The following is a 25,850-nucleotide window of genomic DNA, read 5'->3' as shown; positions in this document are numbered from 1 at the left end:
TCGTCCCCCAGGCCGCCGAGGAAATCCGCAAGCGCAAGTGAGCGTCGCGTGACAGAAGGCCGCCGCCCGGTGATCCGGGCGGCGGCCTTTTCTCGTGGGGAGCTGATCGGCGGGCCGGGGAGCTGAGCCGGCCCGCCGATCAGCCCGTCAGGGTGCCCCTCAGCAGGCTGTCGCCGGAGTGATCGGGCTTGTTGTCGTACTGCTCCGCGCTGATGTCGACCACGGTGTAGGTGCGCAGGTCGACGTTCGGGGGAATCGGCAGGAGCGCGTCCCCTGATCCGTTGCTCAGCGTACCCACGGAGAACATATCCATCGTGTTCGGATCGATCAGCCAGACCTCGTAGTACCCCGGAACGGTCGGGAGATTCGTCACGTGCAGATGCAATCGGTGGTCGCCGAGCACCCGGGCGTCGCCGGAGGCGTCCTTCGGTGTCGAGCCGAACGCGGCGAGCGGCGCGCTGGCCACCACCGGCGGCTCGGGATCGGTGTCCGTGCCGCCGCCGAGCACCGCGGCGGTGCCGGCGACACCGATCACCGCGGCGGCGGTGGCGGTGACCGCCGTGGTCGCCCACCCCGGCCAGCGCCGGCCCCGCCGCGTTCGGCGCGAGACGGCGGGTACGGCGACCGGCTCGACCGGGTCGGCCGGGCGCGGCAGGCGCCGCTCGGTCAGCGCCGGCAGTTCCTCGGCGGCCCGGATCTCGGCCATGATGCCCTGCCAGATGTGCTCCGGCGGGTCGGGCAGATCGGCCAGACCCTGGGTGCCCGCGCCGAGCCCGGCGACGTGCTGGAGCGTCTCCACCTCGCCCCGGCAGTGGTCGCAGGTGTCGAGATGGGTGGCCTCGCCGTCAGCCGCCTCGCTCTCACCGAGCGCCAGAAAGACCAGCCGGTCGTGGTCCAGGTGCTGCACCGTCCACCTCCCATCTGCGTTTCAGGCTCTGCATGCCGCGTCTGATGTGACTTTTGACAGTGCCTAACGGCACTCCGGTCACCGCCGCGATCTGCTGGTGTGTCAGGTCGTCGTAGAACGCCAGCTCGAGCATCCGGCGTTGTTCGTCGGGGAGCCGGGCCAGTTCGTCGGCGACCACCAGCCGGTCGACCACGGTGTCCGGGTCGGGGCCGGTGGAGACCGGCTCCGGCAGTTGCTTGACGGTCTCGACCACGCGCGTCTCCCGGGCCGAGGCCCGGATCCGGTCGACCACCTTGCGCCGCCCGATTCCGAGCAGCCAGCCGACCAGTGAGCCTTTCGCCGGGTCGAACGTCTCCCGGCCCAGCCAGGCGGCGACGAACGTCGCCTGGGTCACGTCCTCTGCGTCGCTGCGGTTGACGAGCGTCGTGGTGGCCAGGTGCAGCACCGCTCGGCCGTACCGGTCGTACGCCTCTCGCAGGGCGGCCTCGTCGCCGTCGCGGAACCGGGTGGCGAGGTCGTCCTCGCCCGGCGGTTCGGGGCCCTGTCTCGCCGCCTTCACCGGGCGGCTCGCCTTCCGTGGGGCATGCCCGACTGTAACTCCCACAGCCCTCGCCCCACTCTTCCGGTGTGTCAGTGACGACCCTCGTCACCTCTCCTTCGTCGCCGGAAGGCCCGACGGATGCGCCCGGAGACAGGAAAAAGAAATCGGATCCGGGCGCATCCGGGGGCGACGGAGCCGGCGTAACCCGTTCTGCAAGCCAGGCCTGACGAATCAGCATGAACTACCAGGAGGCAGACAATGCAGTACGCGATGTTCCGTCGGGTCGCCGCGGGCGGCGCGGTGGCCGCCCTCACCTTCGCCGGCGTCGGCGCCGCCACCATGAGCCCGGCCTACGCCGCCTCGTCGAAGGTCTCCGTGGTCCACGGCATCCCGGACACCCCGGTCGACGTGTACGTCAACGGCGAGAAGACGCTGAACAACTTCAAGCCCGGCGACGTGGCCGGCCCGCTCACCCTGCCCGAGGGGGAGTACGACATCGCCCTGACCAAGCCGGGCGAGGCGATCGACAAGGCGATCCTGAAGGTGGACGACGCCGCGGTGCCGGGCGGGGCGAACATCAGCCTCGCCGCGCACCTGAGCGCCGACGGCAACCCGCAGATCACGCCGTTCGTCAACGACGTGTCCAAGGTGGGCGCCGGCAAGGCCCGGCTGATCGTCCGGCACACCGCCGCCGCCCCGGCCGTCGACGTGCGGGCCGGCGGCAAGCCGGTCTTCGAGAACCTGACCAACCCGAAGGAGGCCAAGGCCGACGTGGCCGCCGGCGCGGTGAAGGCGGACGTGGTGCTGGCCGGCACCGACACCGTCGCCATCGGCCCGGCCGACCTGAACCTCAAGGAGGGCACCGCCACCATCGTCTACGCCATCGGTTCGGCCGAGGCGAAGAACCTGAGCGTGGTCGCCCAGACCATCAGCGGCCTGCACTCGGCGCCGGGCGGCGTGCCCAGCGGCACCGGCGGCCAGGCCGGCACCGGCGTGGACACCTGGTGGTACGTGCTGGCCGGGGCCGGCGTGCTGCTCCTGGTCGGCGGCGGTGCGCGGGTGGCGGCAACCGCCCGGGCCGGTCGCCGGTGACGGTGCGCAACCGCGGGGCGCTGGCGGCGATGGCCGCCGGCGCCGCCGCGCTCACCCTGGCGGGCGTGGTGGCGTGCGGGTCCGAGCCCGCCGGGGACGTCGGCGGCGACGAGGTGGCCGCCCTGTCCAGCGCCACGCCCACGCCGGCCGCCTCGGCGGCGGGCTCGGTGCCGGTGAACCCGGGCACGCTGCCCGCAGGCAGCGAGATCGTGCCGCCGGTGAAGCTGAGCATCCCGCCGATCCGGGTCACCGCCACCGTCGACCCGGTGGGTGTGAACGAGCGCACCGACGAGTTCGAGGTGCCACCCAGCGTGGACCAGGTCGGCTGGTACCGCTACGGCCCGGGGCTGGAGGCCGACGCCGGCTCGGTGGTGATCGCCGGGCACGTGGACAGCGCCGAGCAGGGCAAGGGGGCGTTCTTCCGGCTGCGCGAGCTGGACCGGGGCGACCGGCTCACCGCCACCGGCTCGGACGGCCGCGAGCGCTCCTACCGGGTGGTGGCCCGGGAGGAGTACCGGAAGACGAAGATCCCGCTGGAGCGGTACTTCGCGCGCGACGGCAAACCCCGCCTCACGCTGATCACCTGCGGCGGGCCGTTCGACGCGAAGACCCGGAGCTACCGGGACAACATCGTGGTCACCGCCGTTCCCCTGTGAGCGCGAGGAGTGAGCCGCCGGACCGCCCCGTCCCACCCCCGCGCGGGACGGGGCGGTCCGGCCCCCGGCGGCGGGTTCGCAGGCCGTTAGGCTGAACGGTGATGGCATACCTTGATCACGCGGCGACGACCCCGATGCTCGACGAGGCACTCGAGGCGTACGTCGCGACCGCCCGCGAGGTGGGGAACGCGTCGTCGCTGCACGCGGCGGGCCGCCGTGCCCGGCGGCGGGTGGAGGAGTCCCGTGAGCGGGTGGCCGCCGCGCTCGGCGCCCGTCCCTCCGAGGTGATCTTCACCGGTGGCGGGACGGAGAGCGACAACCTCGCCGTGAAGGGCGTCTTCTGGGCCCGCCGCGCGGCCCGGGCCGACCGGGTCCGGGTGGTCTCCAGCTCGGTAGAGCACCACGCCGTGCTGGACGCGGTGGACTGGCTGGTCGAGCACGAGGGCGCGCAGGCCGGTCTCCTCCCGGTGGACGCGGTCGGCCGGCTCGACCCCGAGCGCCTGCGCGCCGAGCTGACCGAGCACGGCGAGCGGGTGGCGGTGGTCACCGCCATGTGGGCCAACAACGAGGTCGGCACCGTGCAGCCGGTCGCCGAGCTGGCCGCCGTCGCCGCCGCGCACGGCGTGCCGTTCCACACCGACGCCATCCAGGCGGTCGGCCAGGTGCCTGTCGACTTCGCCGCCAGCGGGGTGTCCGCGCTCACCGTGACCGGGCACAAGCTCGGCGGACCGACCGGCGTGGGCGCGCTGCTGCTGGCCCGCGACGTGGCCGCGACCCCGCTGCTGCACGGCGGCGGCCAGGAGCGCGACGTCCGCTCCGGCACGCTGGACACCGCCGGCATCGTCGCGTTCGCCGTCGCCGTCGAGACCGCGGTGAAGGGCCAGCAGGAGTACGCGGCGCGCGTCGCCGCGCTCCGCGACGAACTGGTCGAGCGGGTCCGGCATGCCGTCCCCGAGGTGATCTTCAACGGTGACCCGGCCGACCGGCTCCCCGGCAACGCGCACTTCTCCTTCCCCGGCTGCGAGGGGGACGCGCTGCTGCTGCTCCTGGACGCCCAGGGCATCGCCTGCTCGACCGGGTCGGCCTGCTCGGCCGGGGTGGCCCAGCCCTCGCACGTGCTGCTGGCCATGGGCGCCGACGACGACCGGGCCCGGTCCTCGCTGCGCTTCACGCTCGGGCACACCAGCACCGGCGCGGACGTGGACGCGCTGATCGCCGCGCTGCCCGCCGCTGTGGAGCGGGCGCGCCGCGCGGCCGCCCTGCGTACGCCCCGCTGACCCGGATACGCTCGGTGAGGACGAGGGGAGTGGGCCGGTGAGGGTTCTGGCGGCGATGTCGGGCGGGGTGGACTCCGCCGTCGCGGCGGCGCGGGCGGTGGAGGCCGGGCACGACGTGACGGGCGTGCACCTGGCGTTGGCCCGCAACCCGCAGACGTACCGCACCGGCGCCCGGGGCTGCTGCACGCTGGAGGACTCCCGGGACGCCCGGCGCGCCGCCGACGTGCTGGGCATCCCCTTCTACGTGTGGGACATGGCCGACCGGTTCCACGACGACGTGGTGGACGACTTCGTGGCCGAGTACGCCGCCGGGCGTACCCCGAACCCGTGCCTGCGCTGCAACGAGAAGATCAAGTTCGCGGCGGTGCTGGACCGGGCCGTGGCCCTGGGCTTCGACGCCGTGGTGACCGGTCACCACGCCCGGCTCGGCTCCGACGGGCTGCTGCGGCGCAGCGTCGACGCGGCCAAGGACCAGTCGTACGTGCTGGCGGTGCTGACCCGCGCGCAGCTCGACCGGTCGATCTTTCCGCTCGGCGACTCGACAAAGGCCGAGGTGCGCGCGGAGGCCGCCCGGCGCGGCCTGGCGGTCGCCGACAAGCCGGACTCGCACGACATCTGCTTCATCGCCGACGGCGACACCCGCGGTTTCCTCGCCGAGCGGCTCGGCGAGGCGCCCGGCCAGGTGGTGGACGCGCTCACCGGCGCGGTGGTGGGCAGTCACAGCGGCGCCTACCAGTACACCGTCGGGCAGCGGCGCGGGCTGCACCTGGACCGCCCGGCGCCGGACGGCCGGCCCCGCTACGTGCTCTCCATCACCCCGACCACGAACACGGTGACGGTCGGTCCGGCCGAGGCGCTGGAGGTTTCCGACGTACGCGCCACCCGCCCGGTGTGGACCGGTGGCCCGCGCCCGGACGGGCCGGTCGAGTGCGAGGTGCAGCTGCGGGCGCACGGCGACGTGGTGCCGGCCGCCGTCGAGGTCGACGCCGACGGCCTGCGGGCGTCGCTGCGCCGGCCGGTGCGGGGTGTCGCCGCCGGTCAGGCGATCGTCGCCTACCGGCCGGACCCGGCCGGTGACGTGGTCCTCGGCTCCGCCACCATCACCGCCGCCTGACCTCGCACCGGCAGCGGATAGGCTGCGGCCGTGACTGAGCAGGCATGGCCCTGGCCCACCGGCGCGGCGACCGGCATCGGGTCGCTGCCCGGCACCGACATCGCCGAGGCGCAGCGGGTCGTGCTCGGTGAGCTGCCCACCCTGCCGCACCTGCCCGAGCTGCCCGCCCGAGGACCGGGCGCTGACCTCGTCGGCCGCAGCGCGGGTCTGCTCGTCGAACTGCCGGTCGAGCTGTACGCGGGTCGCTGGCGGATCGCCCCGCGCCCCGGCCGGGACCTGCGCCGCGCCCGCGACCTGATGGAACGTGACCTGGACCAGCTCGCCGAGCAGGCCGAGGAGTACGCCGGGCCGGTCAAGGTCCAGGCCGCCGGCCCGTTCACCCTGGCCGCCGCGCTGGAGCTGCCGATCGGCGGCCGGATGCTGCGCGACCCGGGCGCGGTACGCGACCTCGCCGGCTCGCTCGGCGAAGGGCTACGCAGGCACGTCGACGCGGTGACCCGGCGGCTGCCCCGCGCCTCGGTGCTGCTCCAGCTCGACGAGCCGTCCCTGCCGGCGGTGCTGGCCGGCCGGGTGCCCACCGAGAGCGGCTTCGGCACCCACCGTCCGGTGGAGACCGAGGTGGCGCGGGCGCTGCTGCGCGACGTGATCGACGCGGCCGGCGTACCGGCGCTGGTGCACTGCTGCGCGCCGGACGTGCCGCTGGATCTGATCCGCTCCGCCGGCGCGGTGGGCGTCGCGCTCGACCTGTCGCTCGTGACCGAGCTCGACCCGCTCGGCGAGGCGATCGACGCCGGGCTCGGTCTCCTGGCCGGCGCCGCGCCGACGCTGCCGCCGGCCTCCGGCCGGGCGCCGACGTCGGCCGAGGTCGCCGACCGGGTCCGCCGGGTCTGGGACCAGCTCGGCTTCCCCCGCCGCCGGCTGGCCGAGCAGGTGGTGGTCACCCCCGCGTGCGGCCTGGCCGGCGCCACCCCGGGGTACGCCCGCGCGGTGCTCACCGCCTGCCGCGACGCGGGCCGGCGGCTCGCCGAGGACTGACGGGTTTTCCGTCGTACCCGCCGGGCACGATGACCGGCATGATTGGACGACTGCGTTCCACAGTGATCGACTGCCCCGATCCGCACGCGCTCGCCGCCTTCTACTCCGAGCTGCTCGGCCTGCCCCTGGTGGAGGAGAACTCCGACGGCGACGAGTGGGTGGTGCTGGGCGGCCCACCCGGGCACCAGCCGCGGGTGGCCTTCCAGCGGGCGCCCGGCCTGCGCGCCCCCGACTGGCCCGACCCGGCCCGGCCGCAGCAGTTCCACCTGGACGTGACTGTCGACGACATCGACGCGGCCGAGAAGGCGGCGCTGGCGCTGGGCGCGCGGCGGCTGCCCGGTGAGGGCGAGGGCTTCCGGGTCTACGCCGACCCGGCCGGTCACCCGTTCTGCCTCTGCTGGGACTGATCTTCCGCCACTTGCGCGGCGGAGGCATGATCGCCACCGTGACCGCCTCCACCGCCACCGGCCGCGCCGCCGGCTCACTGTTCGGCCTGGCCTACGGCGATGCCCTGGGCAAGCCGACCGAGTTCCTGACCGTCACCGAGATCGTCCGGCGCTACGGCCCGGACGGTCCACGCGAGCTGAGCGGCGACCCGGCCCTGGTCACCGACGACACGCAGATGGCGCTGGCCGTGGCGTGGGCGCTGCACGAGGCGCCCACGTACACGGCCGAGGTGGTGGAGCCGCTGCTGCGGCGGCGCTTCGTCGACTGGTCGGTCAGCCCGGAGAACAACCGCGCCCCGGGCATGACCTGCCTGCGGGCCTGCGCCGAGCTGGAGCGGGGCGCCCGCTGGCAGGAGGCCACAGTCGCCGGCTCGAAGGGCTGCGGCGCGAACATGCGGGTCACCCCGGTCGGGCTGCTCGACGTCGACCTCGACACCATGGCCGGCCTGGCCCAGCTCCAGGCAGGGCTCACCCACGGCCACCCGACCGGGCTGGCGGCAAGCGAGCTGACCGCGTACGCGGTCCGGCTGCTGCGCGACGGCGCGGCGCTGCCGGAGCTGCCCGGCCTGCTCACCGAGCGGGCGCGGGAGCAGCGCACCGTCTACCGGGAGGACTGGCTGGGCGACCTGTGGCAGCGGCCCGGCGTGAGCGAAGCGGCCGGTTTCATCGCCCGGGGCTGGGACGACTGCCTGCGGGTGCTCGACCGGCTGGAGGCGGCCCTGGCCCGCCCGGACGACGGCGGCGACCCGTGCCGGTTCACCGGCGAGGGATGGATCGCCGAGGAGGCGCTCGCCACAGCGCTGCTCTGCGCGCTGCGTCACGCGGACGACCCGGTCGGCGCGCTGGCCCGGGGCGCGACCACGGCCGGTGACTCGGACTCCATCGCCGCGCTGGCCGGCGCGTTCGCCGGAGCCGCGTACGGCATGGCCGCCTGGCCGGCCGGGTGGGCCGACCGGATCGAGTACGCCGGGCAACTCGCCGCGCTCGCCGACGCGCTCGACGCAGGGGCGTCGCAGCGCTGAGGCCCGGACGCCGCCGGGGTCAGCCGGTGAGGTGGTTCAGGCGGCGGACACCGCGCCACAGTGCCGGGTCGCACGTGCCGGCCCGGTCGGCGAACGCGCTGAGCGGCACCGGGATGGGCTCGCTGATGTCCAGGTAGCTGTCGTGGTCGGCGTCCGGGTCCCAGCTCCGGGTCGGGATCGGCAGGTGGTCGTCCCGGTCCGACTTGTCCTGGCTGGTGATCTTGAGGACTTCCGCGTCCCCGCCGTCGACCCGCAGCACCAGGCAGGGCCGCACCTTGGAGCCGGTCCCGTCGGCGTAGGGCACGTCGGCCCACCAGATCTCCCCGGGCCGGGGCTCGTCCCGGTCCGTCCGCCCGGCGCCACGCGGCCGTGGCGGCGCCCCGCCGCGGTCAGCCCGCGCGCCGGCGCCGGCCCGGTCACCGCGGCGTCCGCCGCCGGGCCGGTCGCCGCCGGGCCGGTCGGCGCCCGGTGCGCGCCCGGTCCGGCCACCGCGCCCGGAGCCCGGCCGCCGCCCGTCGGCCCGGCCACGCGTCCCGGCGGAACGGTCGGCCGACCGGCGGCGCCACTCGTTCCAGAGCCAGCCTGCCGCGACGCACGCCACGATCACCAGCGCCCAGAGAACCCCGTCACGCATCAGTACCCGCCTTCCGACCGTTCCCGCACAGCGCCGCCGAGGCGATGGTCGCACGCCCGGGGCCGGATCGCGCGGGGGCGTGACGCGCGCCGGTTCGCCCTGCTCGTGCGGGTGGCCGGACTGTTGTCACAGCCGACCGCTACGGTTCTCGGGTAGCGCGAGCACGGGAGGCGACAGCGGTGTCCGAAGGCGGCGGCGTGTCCGAAGAAGCGGTTCCCACGGCGGCCGACGCGGCCCAGGAGGCGGCGGCGGGCGCCGAGCCGACCCCGGCGGCCCGGGAGCGGCACGCCACGCTCAGCCAGGAGCTGACCGAACACCAGTACCGCTACTACGTGCTGGACGCGCCGACGATCACCGACGCGGAGTTCGACACGCAACTGCGGGAGCTGGAGGCGCTGGAGGCGGAATACCCGGCGCTGCGCACCCCCGACTCGCCCACCCAGCGCGTCGGCGGCACCTTCTCCACCGACTTCACGCCGGTCGCCCACGCCGAGCGGATGCTCTCGCTCGACAACGCCTTCGCCGACGAGGAGCTGGCCGCCTGGGCCGAGCGGGTCGAGCGCGACGCCGGCGGTCCGGTGCCCTACCTGTGCGAGCTGAAGGTCGACGGACTGGCCATCAACCTGACCTACTCCAAGGGCCGGCTGGTGCGCGCCGCCACCCGGGGCGACGGCCGCACCGGCGAGGACGTCACCGCGAACGTGCGCAGCATCAAGGGCGTGCCGGCCCGGCTGACCCCGGCCGACGAGTTCCCCGACGTGCCGGATCTGATCGAGGTGCGCGGCGAGATCTACTTCCCGGTGGCCGCGTTCGCCGACCTCAACGCGAGCCTGGTCGAGCAGGGCAAGGCGCCCTTCGCCAACCCGCGCAACGCCGCCGCCGGCAGCCTGCGCCAGAAGGACCCGCGGGTGACCGCCTCCCGCCCGCTGCGCCTGGTGGTGCACGGCATCGGCGCCCGCACCGGCTTCCGGCCGACGGCGCAGTCCGAGTCGTACGCCGCGCTCAAGGCGTGGGGCCTGCCCACCAGCGACCGCTGGAGGGTGGTGGACGACCTGGCCGGGGTCGCCGACTACATCGCCTACCACGGCAAGCACCGGCACGACGTCGAGCACGAGATCGACGGCGTGGTGGTCAAGGTCGACCCGGTCTCCATCCAGGGCCGCCTCGGCTCGACCAGCCGGGCCCCCCGCTGGGCGATCGCCTTCAAGTACCCGCCGGAGGAGGTGAACACCAAGCTGCTCGACATCGACGTCAACGTCGGGCGCACCGGCCGGGTCACCCCGTTCGCCGTCCTCGAACCGGTCCGGGTGGCCGGCTCCACAGTCGCGCTGGCCACACTGCACAACGCCCGCGAGGTCGAGCGCAAGGGCGTGCTCATCGGCGACACTGTGGTGCTGCGCAAGGCCGGCGACGTGATCCCCGAGGTGCTCGGCCCGGTGGTCGAGCTGCGCCCGGCCGACGCCCGCCCGTTCGTCATGCCGACCACCTGCCCGGCCTGCGGCACGCCGCTCGCGCCGGCCAAGGAGAGCGACGTCGACATCCGCTGCCCCAACGGGCGGGCCTGCCCCGGTCAGATCCGCGAGCGCGTCTTCTACCTGGCCAGCCGCAAGGTGCTCGACATCGAGGTGCTCGGCGAGAAGGGCGCGGCGGCGCTGCTGGACGCGCAGATCATCACCAACGAGGGCGACCTGTTCCAGCTCGACGCCGACCAGTTGAGCCGCTCGCCGTTCTTCGTCAACAAGGACGGCAGCCTGGGCAGCAACGCGGTCAAGCTGCTCGACAACCTCGCCGAGGCCAAGGAACGCGACCTGTGGCGCGTGCTGGTGGCGCTGTCCATCCGGCACGTCGGTCCGACCGCCGCCCAGGCGCTCGCCCGGCACTTCCGGTCGATCGACGCCATCGAGGCGGCCGGCGAGGAGGAGCTGTCCTCGGTGGACGGCGTCGGCCCGACCATCGCCGCCAGCCTCAAGGAATGGTTCGCCGTCGACTGGCACCGCGACGTGGTACGCAAGTGGGCCGAGGCCGGCGTACGGATGGCCGAGGAGGCCGCCGACGAAGGGCCACGCCCGCTCGACGGCGTCACGGTCGTGGTCACCGGCACGCTCAGCGGGTTCAGCCGCGACCAGGCCGCCGAGGCGATCCAGGTCAGGGGCGGCAAGGTGACCGGTTCGGTGTCCAAGAAGACGGGGTTCGTGGTGGTCGGCGACAACCCGGGCTCCAAGGCCGACAAGGCGGCCACCCTGAGACTGCCGATCCTCGACGAGGACGGCTTCCGGGTGCTGCTCGATTCCGGCCCGGACGCGGCCCGCGAGGTGGCCCGGGTAGAGGAGTGACCTGGTCACGAGGACCGGCCCGGCGGATACCAAGTTAATTACGACTACGACCGATTCGTGACTGTCGTGTCGGGGAAACCGCCTCGGAGGGCGTTTCATTGGCGTACGGCGCGTGACGGCGCGCGCCAGGACGTTGCCCCGGGAGGTGCGATGGAGACCGGCGACCCGCGTAACTCCGTCCCGCCCGGGCGGAGCGGGCCGTTCTTCGGCTTCGTCGGCGCGGTCGGCGTGGTCGCGGCGCTGGTCTCGGCCGGGCCGCTGGTCGCGCTCGCCGACCGGTTGACCGAGCTGCCGGCCGCGTTCTGGACCATGGCGGCGCTCGCCGTCGCCTGCGACGCCCGCCCGTTCGTCCCGCCCGGGCGGCGGCAGACCTCGGCCGTGTTCCCGTCGACCTGCTTCACCTTCGCCATCCTGCTCGGCTGGGGCTTCGGCCCGGCCGTGGCGGTGCAGGCGGTGGCCGTCGCGGTGAGCGGCTGGCGGCTCGGGTACGCGCCCTGGCGTACCGGCTTCAACGCCGCGCAGTACGCGTGCGCGCTCGCCGCCGCGTACGTGGTCAGCCGGATCGGCCCGGGTGAGCTGTTCGGCGACGGCCGGCTGCACTGGACCGACGTGGCGGCGGTCGGCGGCGCGACGGCCGCCTGGTTCGTGGTCAACTACGGCCTGGTCAGCTCCGCCGTGCGGCTGCGGTTCGGCGACCGCTGGTGGCCCAGCGTGCGCAGCGGGCTGGCCTACGAGCTGCTGGCCACCGGCTCGCTGCTGCTGCTCGCGCCGGTGCTGGTGGCCGCCGCCCGGGCCAGCGCGGCGCTGATCCCGCTGGTGCTGGTGCCGCTGTTCGCTGTCTACCGGATGGCACGGCTCTCCGTGGAGCGGGAGCAGCTCGCCGATGTGGACCCGCTCACCGGGCTGCCCAACCGCAAGGCGCTGCTGACCGAGATGGCCGAACAGGTGCACCTGCACGCCGAGCGGGCCGCCCGGGGCGCGCCGGGCTCGCACCTGGCCCTGCTGCTGCTCGACCTCGACCGGTTCAAGCACGTCAACGATGCGCTCGGGCACTCGGTGGGTGACCGTCTGCTGGTCGAGGTGAGTGCCCGGCTGATGGGCGTGGTCGGCGCGGGCGACATGGTGGCGCGGCTCGGCGGTGACGAGTTCGCGATCGTCGTACCCCGGCTCACCGACATCGACCAGGCCCGCGAGCGGGCCGACCGGGTGGTCGCCGCGCTCGCCGAGCCGGTGCCGCTGGACGGGTTGCCGCTGGACGTGGGCGGCTCGATCGGCATCGCGCTCTACCCGGACCACGGCGAGGACTTCGCCACCCTGATGCGGCACGCCGACGTGGCCATGTACGACGCGAAGCACCGCAACGACACGGTGGCGGTGTACGCGCCGGAGTCCGACCACAACTCGGCCGAGCGGCTGAGTCTCCTGGCCGACCTGCGCCGGGTGCTGGAGTCGGGTCCGTCCGCGCAGGGCGGGGAGTCGGTGGGCGTACGCGGGGGTGACGGCGCGGCCCTGACGCCGGCGCTGTCGGCTCCGCGACCGGCCCGGGCCGAGCGGCCGTCCCGCAACCAGCGCCCGGCGCGCGACGACGGCCTGGGCGGCGGACGGTCGGGCGACGGGCCGAACCGGTGGCTGCGGCGTCGCCGGGACCGCGCCGGGGAGCGGCACGACGACCTGATCGAGCGGATCCTCACCGGCGCCGACCCGATCCGCAGCCGGGCCGCGCGCGCCGGCGCCGCCGGGGCGGTGGTGACGACTCCAGTGGTCGGTGGCGGGGAGGCGGACGCGGGGGAGACCGACGCCGGGCGCGACGCGGAGGCCGCGCGCGAGGCCGACAGCGGGCACGACGTGCAGGCCGCGGTGAGCACGGGCGCGCCCGGCGTCATCGGGCCGAGTGCCGACGGGAGCGCCGAGCCGGAGGACCAGTCCGGGCACCCGGGCGAGATCACTATGTACTACCAGCCGCAGATCGCGATCGCGACCGGCGAGGTGGTCGGTGTCGAGGCGCTGCTGCGGTGGCGGCACCCGCGCCGGGGCATGGTCGACCCGGGCGAGCTGATCCAGGTCGCCGAGCAGAGCGCGGTGATGCGGCTGCTCACCCGCCGCGTGGTGGACGACGTGGTGGAGCAGCTGGCCAAGTGGTCGGCGGCCGGGCTCACGCTGCGGGCCGCGCTCAACGTCAGCGTCCGTGATCTGCACACCGGCGAGATCGCCGACCAGATCGCCGACCGGCTGACCCGGTACGGGGTTCCGCCGGAGCGGCTCCAGGTGGAGATCACCGAGGGCGCGCTCATGGCCGACCCGCGGCGGGTGCTCGCCAGCATCACCCAGCTGCACCGGATCGGCGTCGGCATCGCCCTTGACGACTTCGGCACCGGCTACTCGTCGTTGCAGCACCTGCGCCGGCTGCCGCTGTCGGAGGTGAAGGTGGACCGCTCGTTCGTCCTCGGGATGGCCGACGACCCGGACGACGCGGCGATCGTCCGCTCGATGATCGAGCTGGCCGGCGCGCTCGGGCTGCGGGTGGTGGCCGAGGGCGTGGAGGACGAGCGCACCTGGCGGTTGCTGCACGCGGCCGGGTGCGACGTGGCGCAGGGCTGGTTCCACGCCCGGCCGATGCCGGCCGAGGACCTGGTGGCCTGGTTGTCGCGCTACCGTCCGGTGCGCCCGGCCGAGGCCGGGAGCCGCGGCGGGCCGGCGGCGGAGGGGGAGTCGAAGGCGTCGTCGTGACGGCGGGACAATAGACTCGCTCCGGTCACCGCGCGTCATCGCGTACGCGCGGCCGGCCCACCGCAGACGTCTCAGGACAGCCACGAAGGGGGCACCCGATGGCCGCCATCTCCCGCGAGGAGGTCGCGCACCTCGCGCGACTGTCGCGGCTCGCCGTCACCGAGGAGGAGTTGGACACCTTCGCCGGCCAGCTGGATGTGATCCTCCAGTCGGTCGCGCAGGTCGGCGAGGTCGCCGCGGCGGACATCCCGCCGACGTCCCACTCGGTGCCGCTCACGAACGTGCTCCGCGAGGACGTCGTACGGCCGGGCCTGACCCCGCAGGAGGCGCTGTCCGGCGCCCCCGACGCCGAGGAGCAGCGGTTCCGCGTCCCGCGGATCCTGGACGAGGATGTGGCATCGTGACTGATCTGACGAAGCTCAGTGCCGTCGAGATCGCCGGGCTGGTGGCCAGCGGCGAGACCTCCGCCGTCGAGGTCACCCAGGCCCACCTGGACCGCATCGGCGCCGTCGACGACCGGGTGCACGCGTTCCTGCACGTCGACACCGAGGGGGCGCTCGCCGCCGCCCGGTCCGTGGACGAGCGCCGCGCGGCCGGCGAGGAACTCGGCCCGCTCGCCGGTGTGCCGGTCGCGGTGAAGGACGTGCTCACCACCAAGGGCGTGCCGACCACGGTCGGGTCGAAGATCCTTGAGGGCTGGCGCCCGCCGTACGACTCGACGATCGTCGAGCGGCTGCGCGCCGCCGGCACGGTGATGCTCGGCAAGACGAACATGGACGAGTTCGCCATGGGCTCCTCCACCGAGTACTCGGCGTACGGGCCGACCCGTAACCCGTGGGACCTGGAGCGGATCCCGGGCGGTTCCGGCGGCGGCAGCGCGGCGGCGCTGGCCGCGTACGAGGCGCCGCTGTCGATCGGCTCGGACACCGGCGGCTCGATCCGCCAGCCCGGCGCGGTCACCGGCACCGTCGGCGCGAAGCCGACCTACGGCGGCACCTCCCGCTACGGCCTGGTCGCGTTCTCCTCGTCGCTGGACACGCCCGGCCCGTGCGCGCGTACCGTGCTGGACGCCGCGTTGCTGCACGAGGTGATCGGTGGCCACGACCCGCGCGACTCCACCTCGATCCCGGCCGCGGTGCCGGACGTGGTGGCCGCCGCGCGTCTCGGCGCCACCGGCGACCTGACCGGCGTGAAGCTCGGCATGGTCACCGAGTTCACCGGCGAGGGCGCGGAGCCGGGCGTGGCGGCCGCGTTCCGCGACGCGGCCGAGGCGCTGGCGAAGCTGGGCGCGGAGATCGTCGAGGTTTCCTGCCCGCACTTCAAGTACGCGCTGCCGGCCTACTACCTGATCGCGCCGAGCGAGTGCTCCTCCAACCTGGCCCGGTTCGACGGCGTCCGGTTCGGCCTGCGGGTCGGCGACGACGGCAACCGGTCGCTGGAGGAGGTCATGTCGCTGACCCGCGAGGCCGGCTTCGGCCCCGAGGTCAAGCGCCGCATCATGATCGGCACGTACGCGCTCTCCTCGGGCTACTACGACGCCTACTACGGCCAGGCGCAGAAGGTCCGCACCCTCATCACGCGGGACTTCACCAGCGCGTTCGAGCAGGTCGACGCGCTGATCTCGCCTACTACGCCGTTCGTGGCGTTCCCGCTGGGGTCGCGCACCGCCGACCCGTACCAGATGTACCTGGCGGACCTGTTCACCATCCCGACGAACCTGTACGGCGGCCCGGCCATCTCGGTGCCGTGCGGCCTGTCCGACGGGCTCCCGGTCGGCTTCCAGATCATGGCGCCGACCATGGCGGACGACCGGATGTACCGGGTCGCCGCCGCGCTGGAGAGCGCCGTCGGCACGCTCACCCCGCCGGCGCTCTGAACCCGGGGTACGGAGGCGGGCCGCCCGCCTCCGTACCCGGTGCGGCTGTCGTCGCGGCGACACGGTGATCACCGATAGGTGGATTGCCCGGGGTCACTGGCACTGGTCGAATAAACTCCGAGTCTGCTGGATCGACTGGACTGTGGCCCGCTGGCGGACGCGAGCGGTTCCGACCGAGAGCTGGATGTGCGATGGGGACACTTCGCCCGGTCATGGCCCTGACGATGGTCGTCGCGATGCTGCTGGGCGCCGGGCAACCGGCCGCCGCGCAACCGGCCACCGCCGCCACCGAGGCCGTCAGCATCACCTCGGGCAAGCCCCGGCCGGTCATGTACATCGGGCAGGTCTACGCGATCCACACCGTCGAGGCCACAGGCGGGACCGCGCCGTACCGGTTGTCGGTGACCTCGGGCAGTCTGCCGCCGGGGATGCTCGTGGTGGGTACGTCGCTCGGTGGTGCGCCGACCACGCCGGGGACGTACACGTTCCGGCTGCGGATGACCGACCAGAACGACCTCTTCGACGAGCAGACGGCGACGATCGAGGTGCGCGAACCGAAGGTCGTCATCACGTCGGGCAAGCCCCGGTCGCCCATGTACCTGGGCCGGGTGTACGCGATCCACACGGTCGAGGCCACCGGTGGCACCGGGCCGTACCGGTTGTCGGTGACCTCCGGCGGCCTGCCGCCGGGGATGCTCGTGGTGGGTACGTCGCTCGGCGGCGCGCCGACCACCGCCGGCACGTACACCTTCACGTTGCGGATGACCGACAAGAACGACCGCTTCGACGAGCAGGACGCCACAGTCGTCGTCGCCGAGGCGGCGACCGCGTTCACCTCCGGCGACCCGCCCGCCGCGACCGTCGGTAAGCGCTACTCCTTCCGGTTCACCGCCGCCGGTGACTCGGACATCGCGTTCTCCCTGGCGGCCGGGGCCCTGCCGGACGGCCTCACCCTCGACAAGGAGGGCCGGCTCAGGGGCACTCCGGGCAGCGCCGGCACGTTCGCCTTCACCGTCGCGGCGAAGGGGTACAGCACCAGCGCCACGAAGCAGGTGTCGCTGACCGTCGCCGCCCGGACCCCGGGCACCCCGACGGCGTCCCCGACCGGCTCGACGCCCGACCCGGCCGACCCGACTGCCACGCCGACCCCGGGCGATCCGGCCGCCACACCCTCGCAGAGCAGCCCCGCGCCCCTGCCGACGGCCTCGCCGTCGAAGGTGAGCGGCGCGTGGCTGCCGATCACCGGCCCGGGCTCGCCGCTGGTGCTGCTGCTGCTGAGCGTCGTGGCCTTCTCCATCGGCGGCATCCTGCTCGTGCTGGCCTACAACCGTCGGCGAAGCTTCACCGCACCGGAGTGACGCCCGCCCGAGCCCGGGTAGGCGGAGCGGTAGGCTTGGCGGCGTTGTGTCCGGATGCCGCCGTGGGCCGGCTACCGCCTGCAAAGCTGGAGTTCTCATGACCACGACGCTGCCCGCGTACGACGAGGTCGTCGCGCGCTTCGAACCGGTGATCGGCCTGGAGACCCACGTCGAACTGGGCACGAACACCAAGATGTGGTGCGGCTGCCCGACCGACTTCGGCGGCGAGCCGAACACCCGGGTCTGCCCGGTCTGCCTCGGCCTGCCCGGCTCGCTGCCGGTGGCGAACAAGGCCGCCATCGAGGCGACCATCCGGATCGGGCTGGCGCTGAACTGCTCGATCGCCGAATGGTGCCGGTTCGCCCGGAAGAACTACTTCTACCCGGACATGCCGAAGAACTTCCAGATCAGCCAGTACGACGAGCCGCTGTGCTTCGACGGCTACCTGGACGTCGAGGTGAACGGCGAACTGGTGCGCATCGGCATCGAGCGGGTGCACCTGGAGGAGGACACCGGCAAGACGCTGCACGTCGGCGGCGCCACCGGCCGCATCCACGGCGCCACCGAGTCGCTCGTCGACTACAACCGGGCCGGCATCCCTCTGGTCGAGATCGTCACCAAGCCCATCCCCGGCACCGGCGCGCTCGCGCCCGAGGTCGCCCGCGCGTACGTCGCCGAACTGCGCGACGTGATCCGCTCGCTCGGCGTCTCCGACGTGCGGATGGAGGAGGGCTCGCTGCGCTGCGACGTCAACACGTCGCTGAACCGGCCGGGCGAGGAGTGGGGCACCCGCACCGAGACCAAGAACGTCAACTCGCTGCGCTCGGTCGAGCGGGCGGTCCGCTCGGAGATGCTGCGGCAGGCGTCGGTGCTGGAGGCGGGCGGCCGGATCACCCAGGAAACCCGGCACTTCCACGAGGACACCGGCGACACCACGTCGGGCCGGTCCAAGGAGACCGCCACCGACTACCGCTACTTCCCGGAGCCGGACCTGGTGCCGCTCGCCCCGGACACCGCGTGGGTGGCCGAGCTGAAGGCCGCCCTGCCGGAGCTGCCGCGGCTGCGCCGCAAGCGGATCCAGCAGGACTGGGGCCTGTCCGACCTCGACATGCAGTCGGTGGTCAACGCCGGCGCGGTCGAGCTGATCGAGGCGACGGTCGCCGCCGGCGCCACCCCTGCGGCCGCCCGCAAGTGGTGGCTGGGCGAGCTGTCCCGCCGCGCCAACGAGACCGGCGTGGAACTGGCCGACGTGGGCGCGACCCCGGCCCAGGTCGCCGAGCTGCAGAGCCTTGTCGACGCAGGCAAGCTCAACGACAAGCTGGCCCGTACCGTGCTGGAGGGCGTGGTGGCCGGCGAGGGTTCGCCGACCGAGATCATGACCAACCGCAACCTGGAGGTCGTCTCGGACACCGGCGCGCTCACCGCGGCCGTGGACGAGGCGATCGCCGCCAACCCGGACGTCGCCGACAAGATCCGCAGCGGCAAGGTCGCGGCGGCGGGCGCGCTGGTCGGCGCGGTTATGAAGACCACCCGCGGCCAGGCGGACGCGAAGACGGTCCGCGAGCTGATCCTGGCGCGCCTCGGCGCCTGACGTGTGTAAGGAAGGGCCCCTTCTTAACGCCTGGTGCATGGGAAGGGGCCCTTCCTAACGCCTCACCCCCACTCAGTGGGCGTCAACGGCGACGCCCGGATGGAGAAACCGTGAACACCGACGTCCTCGACGAGATCCAGCGCCGGGTGCTCTGGCTCGCCACCCGCATCGTCGACGCGGCCAACCACGACCGCGACACCGGCGACGGGGTGAAGGTCGGCGGCCACCAGGCGTCCAGCGCGTCCCTGGTCACGGCGATGACCGCGCTCTGGTTCCACCACCTGGACGCCGAGGACCGGGTAGCGGTGAAGCCGCACGCCTCGCCGGTGTTCCACGCCATCCAGTACCTGCTCGGCAACCTCGACAAGGCGTACCTGCCGAAGCTGCGGGCACGCGGCGGCCTCCAGTCGTACCCTTCGCGCACCAAGGACCCGGACGAGGTCGACTTCTCCACCGGCTCGGTCGGCCTGGGCGCCGCCGCGCCGCTGTTCGCCGCCGTGACCCGCCGCTACGTCGACGCGCACTTCGGCCCGCGCCCGCACTCCCGGTTCGTCGCCCTCATCGGCGACGCCGAACTGGACGAGGGCAACATCTGGGAGGCGGTCGCCGACCCGGCCACCACCGGCCTGGGCAACGTGATGTGGCTCGTCGACTTCAACCGGCAGTCGCTGGACCGGGTGGTCCCCGGCATCCGGATCAACCAGTGGCGCGGCCAGTTCGAGGCGGCCGGCTGGCACGTGGTGGAGGTCAAGTACGGCCGGAGGCTCGCCGAGGCGTACGCCCGGCCGGGCGGCGCGGCGCTGCGTGACTGGATCGACCGGATGCCCAACGAGCAGTACCAGTCGCTGTTCGGGCTGGCCGGGCCGGCGCTGCGCAAGCAGTTCCTGGACGGCGCGCCGGCCGAGGTCGCCGCGTTCGTCGCCGACATCGGCGACGACGAGCTGGGCCCGCTCGTCACCGACCTGGGCGGGCACGACACGCAGGCCATGCTCGACGCGTACGCCCAGTGCGACGCGGTCACCGACCGGCCCAGCGTCGTGTTCGCGTACACGGTCAAGGGCTGGGGCCTGCCGATCGCCGGCAACCCGCGCAACCACTCGGCGCTGCTCACCACCGAGCAGGTCGACGCGCTGCGCGCCGCGAACGGCCTGACCCCGGAGACCGAGTGGGACCGCCTCGACCCGGCGTCCCCGGCCGGCATCCGGGCCGGCGAGCGCCGGGAGGCGCTGTCCCGCGCGCCGCGCGAGCGGGCGCTGGGCGTCACCGTTCCGGAAACCACGCGGGTACGCGCGAACAAGCCCGTCTCCACCCAGGAGGTCTTCGGGCGGGTGCTTGTCGACCTGGCCCGCGATCCGCAGGTGGCGCCCTACCTGGTGACCACCGCCCCGGACGTGGCGACCTCGACGAACCTGGCCGGGTTCATCAACAAGACCGGTGTCTTCGCCCCCACCGAGCAGCGTTCCTGGACCGAGGACCGGATGCTGCGCTGGACCGAGAGCCCCGCCGGGCAGCACATCGAGCTGGGCATCTCGGAGATGAACCTGTTCCTGCTGCTGGGCCAGCTCGGCCTGTCGTGGGACCTGTCCGGCCAGCCGCTGCTGCCGGTGGGCACCGTCTACGACCCGTTTGTGCTGCGCGGTCTCGACGCGTTCCTCTACGGCACGTACTCCGGCTCCCGGTTCGTGGTGGCCGGCACCCCGTCCGGCATCACGCTGGCCCCCGAGGGCGGGGCACACCAGTCCACGATCACCGCCTCGGTCGGCCTGGAGCTGCCAGGGGTGACGTTCCTGGAGCCCGCGTACGCCGGCAGCCTCGACTGGCTGCTCTGCGACGCGCTCGGGCAGATCGCCGGCGGGTCCGCTCCGGCCGCGACCGCCGCGCCGGCCGAGGACGGGGCGTACTACTTCCGCCTCAGCACCCGGCCGATCGACCAGGCGCCGTTCGAGGCGGCCCGGGCGCGACTCGGGGACGCGGTGCTGCGGCGGCAGGTGGTGGCCGGCGCGTACCGGCTCGTCGACGCGCACCAGGCGTACCCCGATCTGGCTGACGCCCCGGTCGTGCAGCTCGCCGCCTCCGGCGCGGTGCTGCCGGAGGTGCTCGCGGCCGCCGCGGAGCTGGCAGAGGAGGGCGTCGCCGCGCACGTGGTGGACGTGACCAGCCTGGACCGCCTCTACCGGGCGTGGCAGCGGACGCTGCGCCAGGGTGTGCGGACCGCGACAGTGCCGAGCGTGCCGGGCGCGCTGCGGTCGGCGTTCGCCGACCGGGTGCCGGTGGTCACCGTGCACGACGCCGCCTCGCACGCGATGGCGTGGCTCGGCTCGGCGGTCGGCGCCCCGGCGGTGCCGCTCGGCGTGGACGAGTTCGGCCAGTCCGGCAGCGTCCGGGAGCTGTACGAGCTGCACGACCTGCTGCCGGGCAGCATCGTCAACGCCGCGCTGGCCGCGATCGCGCTGCGCTGACCCGCCGACACCCGCGCCCCGTCGGGGTCAGCGGGTCGTGGTGGGGCTCGGGGTGAGGGTGCTCGGCGACGGCGAGCCCGAGGGGCCGCGGGTCGGGGTCGGGGTGACCGGCACCTGGTCGCCCTTGGCCGGGTCGCGGATGACGTGCCGCTCCAGGTTGACCTGCGACTGCCCGGTCCCGCCCACGGTGATCTCGTCGTATGCCTGGAGCAGCTTCTGCTGGTCGAAGTAGAGCACCGTCATGGTCAGCGGCGTCGGCTTCTCGCCCTCCAGGCCGCGCAGCCCGGCCCCGCCGGTCGAGCCCTCCACCATGAGCGTGGTCGGCTGCTTGCCGGGCACCTCCGGCAGCTTCGACACCTGCCGGGAGTGGGTGTGCCCGGAGAGCACCAGCGGGCAGGTGCCGGAGAGCGGCCCGGCCGAGGCGGGGTCGTGCACCAGGGCGATGTCCACCTTGCGCGGCGACTTCTCAATCGTGGCGGCGAGCTGTTCGCCGGCGCCGATCACCTGGTCCGCGACCGCGGCGGTGAGGCCGCTGCCGGCCGGCGAGGTCTCCTTGTCCGGGGTGAAGCGGGGGTCGCCGATGCCGGCGATGGTCAGCCCGGCCACCGTCGTGACCGAGTTGTTCAGCACTGTCGCGTTCGGCTGCTGGGCCACCGCCGCGGCGGTGCGGGGCGAGTCGTGGTTGCCGCGGATGAACACGTACGGCTTCTTGAGCAGGCCGATCGAGCCGACGAAGGACGCCTCCGGCTCGCTGCCCCAGTCGGTCATGTCGCCGGTGTCGATGACCACGTCGATGCCGAACTGCTCGACCACGGTACGGATCAGCTGCCAGCCGGTCGGGTTGAGGTGCATGTCCGACACGTGCAGCACCCGGGTGGTGCCGGGCGACGGCTGCACCACAGGCAGCGCGGAGACCGTGGTGTACAGCTTGCTGACATTGCCGACCAGCCGTTGCAACTGCTCGGCGTACTTGGTGTAGTCGTTGGCGATCCGCCGCGCGTCACCCACGATCGCGGGCGCGTTCACCAGCAGGCCCTCGTACCGTGGCTCCTCGATCGCCTGCGGGCGCAGCGTGCTCGCGGCCACGCCGAGGCTGCCGGCGGTGATGACGAGCGACAGGCCGCCGGCCCAGGCGGTACGGCGGACGTCGCGGAAGACCAGCGCGGCCAGGATCAGCGTGGCCAGCACCGCCGAGGCGAGCGTACGCAGCCCGAGCCGCATCACGCCGTCGCGGACGTCCTGCACCGCCGACTGGCTGGCCCGGCTGATGCTGGCCGGGTCGTCGATCAGCGCCTCGGTGCGCCCCTGGTCGAGCGCGCCCACCTCGACGGTCAGGTACGCGGGCCCGTCGTGGCTGTCCAGCAGCAGCGCGCCCAGCGGCGGGATGTCGACTGTGGTGCCGCCGCTCAGCGACGGGCTGAGCTTCAGCTCGGCCCGGAACGGGCCGATGTCGGTGCCGATGTGGCCGCCCGCGTACGTGCCGGCCACGATGCCGCCGAGCGTGACCGCGAGCAGGGCCAGCACGACCCCCAGCCGGCGCAGCCCGTGACCGGGCCGCCAGTCCGCCCAGCGGCGGGCACGCCCCCGCGCGGGTGACGTCTCGTCCCCCGCGCGGTGCTCTTCGTTGTCGTGGCCGTCCATGCTGAGATCCTGACCTGCCCCTTGAGCGATCTTGACAAACCCGCCGACCCGGATCAGCTCCGGCCGGCGCCCCCGTCGGCGAAGACCAGCCGCAGGAGGCGGTCGTCCTCGGCGGCGGGCCGGCCCCGCCCGTCCCGGTTCGAGGTGCTCACCCAGAGCGAGCCGTCCGGGGCCACCGCCGCCGCCCGGAGCCGGCCGTACTTGTCGGTGAGCAGGTCGCGCGGCTGGCCGAGGACGGTTCCGTTGCCGGCCAGCTCCACCAGCCAGAGCCGCTGCCCGCGCAGGCAGGCGGTGACCAGCAGCCGGTCCACGGCGGCCAGGCCGGAGCAGGAGGCGTCACCGGTGGGCCACTGCGTGATCGGGTTGACGTAGCGCCTGTCGTCGCTGCGCCCCTCCACCCGGGGCCACCCGTAGTTGCCGCCCTTGTTGATCGGGTTGATCTCGTCCCAGGTGTTCTGCCCGAACTCCACCGCGTACATCTTCTTGTCCGGCGTCCAGGCGAAGCCCTGCACGTTGCGGTGCCCGGTCGACCAGACCGGCGACCCGGCGGTCGGGTTGCCCGGCGCCGGCTTGCCGTCCGGGGTGATCCGCAGGATCTTGCCGCCGAGGCTCTTCGCGTCCTGGGCGTTCTCGGTGCGCCCGGCGTCCCCGGTGCTGGCGTAGAGGAAACCGTCCGGGCCGAAGCCCAGCCCGCCGCCGTTGTGCGTGCCGGCCTTCGGAATGCCGGTCAGGATCGGCGTCGGCGCCTGCCCGAGCCGCATCTTGGCGATCCGGTTGTCGTTCTCGGCGGTGTAGTAGACGAAGATCGTCCGGTCCCGCTCGTACGTCGGGGAGACCGCGATGCCGAGCAGGCCGCCCTCGCCGCCGGCGACCACGTCGGGCACGGTCTGCACCGGCCGCACGGCCAGCCCGTCCGGGCCGGACTCCGGGCCGACCTGGAGGATCCGCCCCTTGTCCCGCTCGGTCACCAGCGCCGCGCCGTCGGGCAGGAACGCGATGCCCCACGGCACCTCCAGGCTCTTGGCCAGCACGGTGGCGACCACCTGCTGGCCGGCCCCACCCGGGCTGGCGGTGCTGGACGGGCTCGGCAGGTTGGGCGGCGCGCCGGCCGGGTCCGGCTCGGGCTCGCCGAGGGCGCAACCGGCGCTGCCCAGCAGCAGCGCCGCGCAGGACACCACCAGCGCCGTGCGGAGCCGGCGGACACGGGGGTACGGAAGAGGCGCTCTCACCCGGCCCAGCCTAGCCGGGCGAAGCGCCGAACCGGGCAGGTCGAGCGTCGTTCGATCGGCCTGTCGAACAGGGCGGAGAAGCCGGACCGGTCCGCTCAGCCGGCGCGCAGTGCCAGCAGGGCGACGTCGTCCTCGCGGCGGTGCGCGGCGGCGAGCAGCCGATCGCAGAGGAGGTCCAGCGATCCGCCCGGCCCGTTGGCGCCGAGGTGGGCGAGCAGGTCGGCCTGCCCCTCGTCGATCGGCCGGTCCCGGCGCTCGATCAACCCGTCGGTGTGCAGCAGCAACGTGTCGCCGGGGGCGAGGACCAGCGTCCGGCCGGTACGCCGGGGCACGTGGGCCAGGCCGAGCAGCGGGCCGCGTCCTTCGGCCACCGAGACCGTGCCGTCCGCCCGGACCAGCACCGGCGGCGGGTGTCCGGCGTTGCACCAGGAGACCCGCAGCCCGTCCGCGTCCGGGCGGATCCGGGCCAGCACCGCGGTGGCGACAGTGGGCACCCGCAGCCCGCCCATGGCCCGGTCGAGTTGGGCCACCAGCTTCTCCACCGGGTCGTCGCGCCCGTACGCGTTGCCGCGCACCAGGTTGCGCAACTGACCCATGGTGGCCGCCGCCTCGATGTCGTGACCGGCGACGTCACCGATCGCGGCCACCAGCTCGCCGTCGGGCTGGACGAACGCGTCGTACCAGTCGCCGCCCACCTCGACCCGGTCCGCGACCGGCAGATAGCGGGCGGCCAGCTCGATCCCCGGCACCGTCGGCAGGGTGGGCAGCATGCTGTGCTGGAGCACCTCGGCGACGTGGCGCTGCTCGCCGTAGAGGCGGCTGTTGCCTACCGCCTGTCCGGCGCGTACCCCGATGTCCTGCGCGGTGCGCAGGTCGCTGTCGTCGAAGCCGCGCCGGCCCGGACGGTTGACGAGCGTGACGGCCCCGATGATCCGGTCCCCGGCGGCGGTGATCGGCACGGTCAGGTGGGAGCCGACGCCGAGTCGCTCGGCGAGCGGCACCAGCTCCGGGTGGGTGCCGCCGCGCGCCACGTCCGCCAGGCCGGCCACCGCGCGCACCACCGGCCGCCCGGTGCGCAGCACCGACCGGATCTGCGACTCCGGGCCGAGGCCGGTGACCAGCAGCTCGGCGAAGCGGGCGAGGTCATGCTCCCGGTCGGCGTCCCGGTGCACGCCGGTGACGCTGCGCGGGCGGCCCGCCGGGTCGACGAGCGTGATCAGGCACCAGTCGGCGAGCAGCGGCACCATCGTGTGCCCGAGCCGGTCGACGGCGGTGGCCACGTCGAGCGTGCCGCCGAGCATCTGGCTCATCCCGGCCAGCATGGCGAGCCGGTCGTGCGCCTCCTCGGCCCGGCGGCGGGCCTCCTCGGCGCCACGGACCGCGATGCGCAGCCGCAGCTCCGAGGAGCACGCGGCCGCCAGGTCGGCGAGCGTACGCAACTGCTCCGCGGTCCAGGCCCGGGGCTTGCTGTCGATCGCGCAGAGCGAGCCGAGCACCCGCCCGTCCAGGTCGGTGAGCGGCATTCCGGCGTACGCCACCACGCCCAGGTCCTCGATGGCCAGGTTGAGGCGTACCCGGGGGTAGAGGCGGGCGTCGGGCAACACCAACGGCATTTCGACGTCCACCACGTGCTGGCAGAACGAGTGGCTCAGCGGTGTCTGCCGGCGCGCCGCCCAGGGCTCCGGCAACCCGGTCGCGCCGGGGAAGAACTGCCGGTCGGCGTCGACCAGGGAGACCAGCGCGACCGGCACGTCGAGCAGGTCGCCGACCAGCCGGGCGAACCTGTCGAACGCCTCGTCGGGTACGGCGTCGAGCCGGGTCTCCTCGAGCGAACGCAACCGGTCGGGATCGGCCAATGCGGGAATCGGCACGGACATCCGCCCCGGGCCGTCCGCGCTCATCGTCACCGTCC

At 74.0% G+C, this 25,850-nt stretch carries 20 protein-coding genes; 14 read left to right on the top strand and 6 right to left on the bottom strand.

The window, feature by feature from the left end; translation table 11 throughout:
* Positions 1–139: 139 nt before the first annotated feature.
* Both AMK25_RS23225 and AMK25_RS23220 read right to left on the bottom strand, forming a co-directional pair.
* Positions 140–907 (bottom strand): anti-sigma factor domain-containing protein, encoded by a 768-nt coding sequence (locus tag AMK25_RS23225; protein ID WP_073830471.1) that lies wholly within the window; start codon positions 905–907, stop codon positions 140–142.
* The gene (locus AMK25_RS23220) at positions 861–1,466 is read right to left on the bottom strand and encodes an RNA polymerase sigma factor (RefSeq protein ID WP_073830470.1); all 606 of its coding nucleotides are present in this window, start codon (positions 1,464–1,466) and stop codon (positions 861–863) included. The genes AMK25_RS23225 and AMK25_RS23220 overlap by 47 nt, the downstream gene beginning before the upstream one ends.
* 240 nt (positions 1,467–1,706) lie before the next feature.
* Here AMK25_RS23220 and AMK25_RS23215 point away from each other — a divergent pair, with 240 nt between their 5' ends.
* The 7 genes from AMK25_RS23215 (at position 1,707) to AMK25_RS23185 (ending at position 8,090) form a co-directional block, all read left to right on the top strand.
* Positions 1,707–2,540 carry a DUF4397 domain-containing protein gene (locus AMK25_RS23215; protein ID WP_073830469.1) on the top strand — a complete coding sequence of 278 codons (834 nt, stop codon included), beginning with the start codon at positions 1,707–1,709 and terminating at the stop codon, positions 2,538–2,540.
* The gene (locus AMK25_RS23210) at positions 2,537–3,196 is read left to right on the top strand and encodes a class F sortase (protein ID WP_073830468.1); all 660 of its coding nucleotides are present in this window, start codon (positions 2,537–2,539) and stop codon (positions 3,194–3,196) included. Before AMK25_RS23215 ends, AMK25_RS23210 begins: the two co-directional genes overlap by 4 nt.
* Before the next feature lie 101 nt (positions 3,197–3,297).
* Positions 3,298–4,473 carry a cysteine desulfurase family protein gene (locus AMK25_RS23205; RefSeq protein ID WP_073830467.1) on the top strand — a complete coding sequence of 392 codons (1,176 nt, stop codon included), beginning with the start codon at positions 3,298–3,300 and terminating at the stop codon, positions 4,471–4,473.
* A 37-nt stretch (positions 4,474–4,510) separates the two neighbouring features.
* On the top strand, positions 4,511–5,587 hold the full coding sequence (mnmA, locus tag AMK25_RS23200) for a tRNA 2-thiouridine(34) synthase MnmA (RefSeq protein WP_073830466.1): 1,077 nt from the start codon (positions 4,511–4,513) through the stop codon (positions 5,585–5,587).
* 30 nt (positions 5,588–5,617) lie between these two features.
* Positions 5,618–6,622, top strand: a complete 1,005-nt coding sequence (locus AMK25_RS23195) for a methionine synthase (protein WP_073830465.1) — start codon at positions 5,618–5,620, stop codon at positions 6,620–6,622.
* Between the two features lie 38 nt (positions 6,623–6,660).
* Positions 6,661–7,029 (top strand): VOC family protein, encoded by a 369-nt coding sequence (locus AMK25_RS23190; RefSeq protein WP_198937634.1) that lies wholly within the window; start codon positions 6,661–6,663, stop codon positions 7,027–7,029.
* Between the two features lie 26 nt (positions 7,030–7,055).
* Positions 7,056–8,090, top strand: a complete 1,035-nt coding sequence (locus AMK25_RS23185; protein ID WP_073830463.1) for an ADP-ribosylglycohydrolase family protein — start codon at positions 7,056–7,058, stop codon at positions 8,088–8,090.
* 19 nt (positions 8,091–8,109) lie between these two features.
* On the opposite strand, the gene AMK25_RS23180 is transcribed toward AMK25_RS23185, so the two are convergent.
* Complete coding sequence (locus AMK25_RS23180; protein WP_073830462.1) at positions 8,110–8,724, bottom strand: type II toxin-antitoxin system PemK/MazF family toxin; 615 nt, start codon at positions 8,722–8,724, stop codon at positions 8,110–8,112.
* 179 nt (positions 8,725–8,903) lie between these two features.
* Here AMK25_RS23180 and ligA point away from each other — a divergent pair, with 179 nt between their 5' ends.
* The 7 genes from ligA to AMK25_RS23145 all read left to right on the top strand — a co-directional run bounded on the left by ligA (position 8,904) and on the right by AMK25_RS23145 (position 21,068).
* The gene (gene ligA, locus AMK25_RS23175) at positions 8,904–11,057 is read left to right on the top strand and encodes an NAD-dependent DNA ligase LigA (RefSeq protein ID WP_083664801.1); all 2,154 of its coding nucleotides are present in this window, start codon (positions 8,904–8,906) and stop codon (positions 11,055–11,057) included.
* 150 nt (positions 11,058–11,207) lie between these two features.
* Complete coding sequence (locus tag AMK25_RS23170; protein ID WP_073830461.1) at positions 11,208–13,784, top strand: putative bifunctional diguanylate cyclase/phosphodiesterase; 2,577 nt, start codon at positions 11,208–11,210, stop codon at positions 13,782–13,784.
* 98 nt (positions 13,785–13,882) lie between these two features.
* The gene (gatC, locus tag AMK25_RS23165; RefSeq protein WP_013284468.1) at positions 13,883–14,188 is read left to right on the top strand and encodes an Asp-tRNA(Asn)/Glu-tRNA(Gln) amidotransferase subunit GatC; all 306 of its coding nucleotides are present in this window, start codon (positions 13,883–13,885) and stop codon (positions 14,186–14,188) included.
* Positions 14,185–15,660: an Asp-tRNA(Asn)/Glu-tRNA(Gln) amidotransferase subunit GatA gene (gene gatA / locus AMK25_RS23160; protein ID WP_073830460.1), complete on the top strand. Its 1,476-nt coding sequence runs from the start codon at positions 14,185–14,187 to the stop codon at positions 15,658–15,660. Before gatC ends, gatA begins: the two co-directional genes overlap by 4 nt.
* A gap of 212 nt (positions 15,661–15,872) precedes the next feature.
* Positions 15,873–17,018: a putative Ig domain-containing protein gene (locus AMK25_RS23155; protein WP_241826451.1), complete on the top strand. Its 1,146-nt coding sequence runs from the start codon at positions 15,873–15,875 to the stop codon at positions 17,016–17,018.
* Between the two features lie 97 nt (positions 17,019–17,115).
* Positions 17,116–18,609, top strand: coding sequence for an Asp-tRNA(Asn)/Glu-tRNA(Gln) amidotransferase subunit GatB (gatB, locus tag AMK25_RS23150; protein WP_073830458.1), 1,494 nt, complete (start codon positions 17,116–17,118; stop codon positions 18,607–18,609).
* 110 nt (positions 18,610–18,719) lie between these two features.
* A complete protein-coding gene (locus tag AMK25_RS23145; RefSeq protein WP_073830457.1) occupies positions 18,720–21,068 on the top strand; it encodes a transketolase-like TK C-terminal-containing protein in 2,349 nt (782 codons plus the stop codon).
* 27 nt (positions 21,069–21,095) lie between these two features.
* Here the strand turns inward: AMK25_RS23145 and AMK25_RS23140 are convergent, their stop codons facing one another.
* The 3 genes from AMK25_RS23140 to AMK25_RS23130 all read right to left on the bottom strand — a co-directional run bounded on the left by AMK25_RS23140 (position 21,096) and on the right by AMK25_RS23130 (position 25,839).
* Positions 21,096–22,709 carry a metallophosphoesterase family protein gene (locus tag AMK25_RS23140; protein ID WP_073830456.1) on the bottom strand — a complete coding sequence of 538 codons (1,614 nt, stop codon included), beginning with the start codon at positions 22,707–22,709 and terminating at the stop codon, positions 21,096–21,098.
* Positions 22,710–22,762: 53 nt separating this feature from the next.
* Positions 22,763–23,938 carry a PQQ-dependent sugar dehydrogenase gene (locus tag AMK25_RS23135; RefSeq protein WP_073830455.1) on the bottom strand — a complete coding sequence of 392 codons (1,176 nt, stop codon included), beginning with the start codon at positions 23,936–23,938 and terminating at the stop codon, positions 22,763–22,765.
* Positions 23,939–24,033: 95 nt separating this feature from the next.
* On the bottom strand, positions 24,034–25,839 hold the full coding sequence (locus AMK25_RS23130; RefSeq protein ID WP_073830454.1) for a SpoIIE family protein phosphatase: 1,806 nt from the start codon (positions 25,837–25,839) through the stop codon (positions 24,034–24,036).
* Positions 25,840–25,850 lie beyond the last annotated feature (11 nt).

The sequence above is a fragment of the Micromonospora sp. TSRI0369 genome, from assembly GCF_001905625.1.
In the GTDB taxonomy this organism is placed as follows: domain Bacteria; phylum Actinomycetota; class Actinomycetes; order Mycobacteriales; family Micromonosporaceae; genus Micromonospora; species Micromonospora echinospora_A.
Note: the sequence above shows the minus strand (reverse complement) of the source record. Positions and strands in the feature narration are given on the sequence as shown.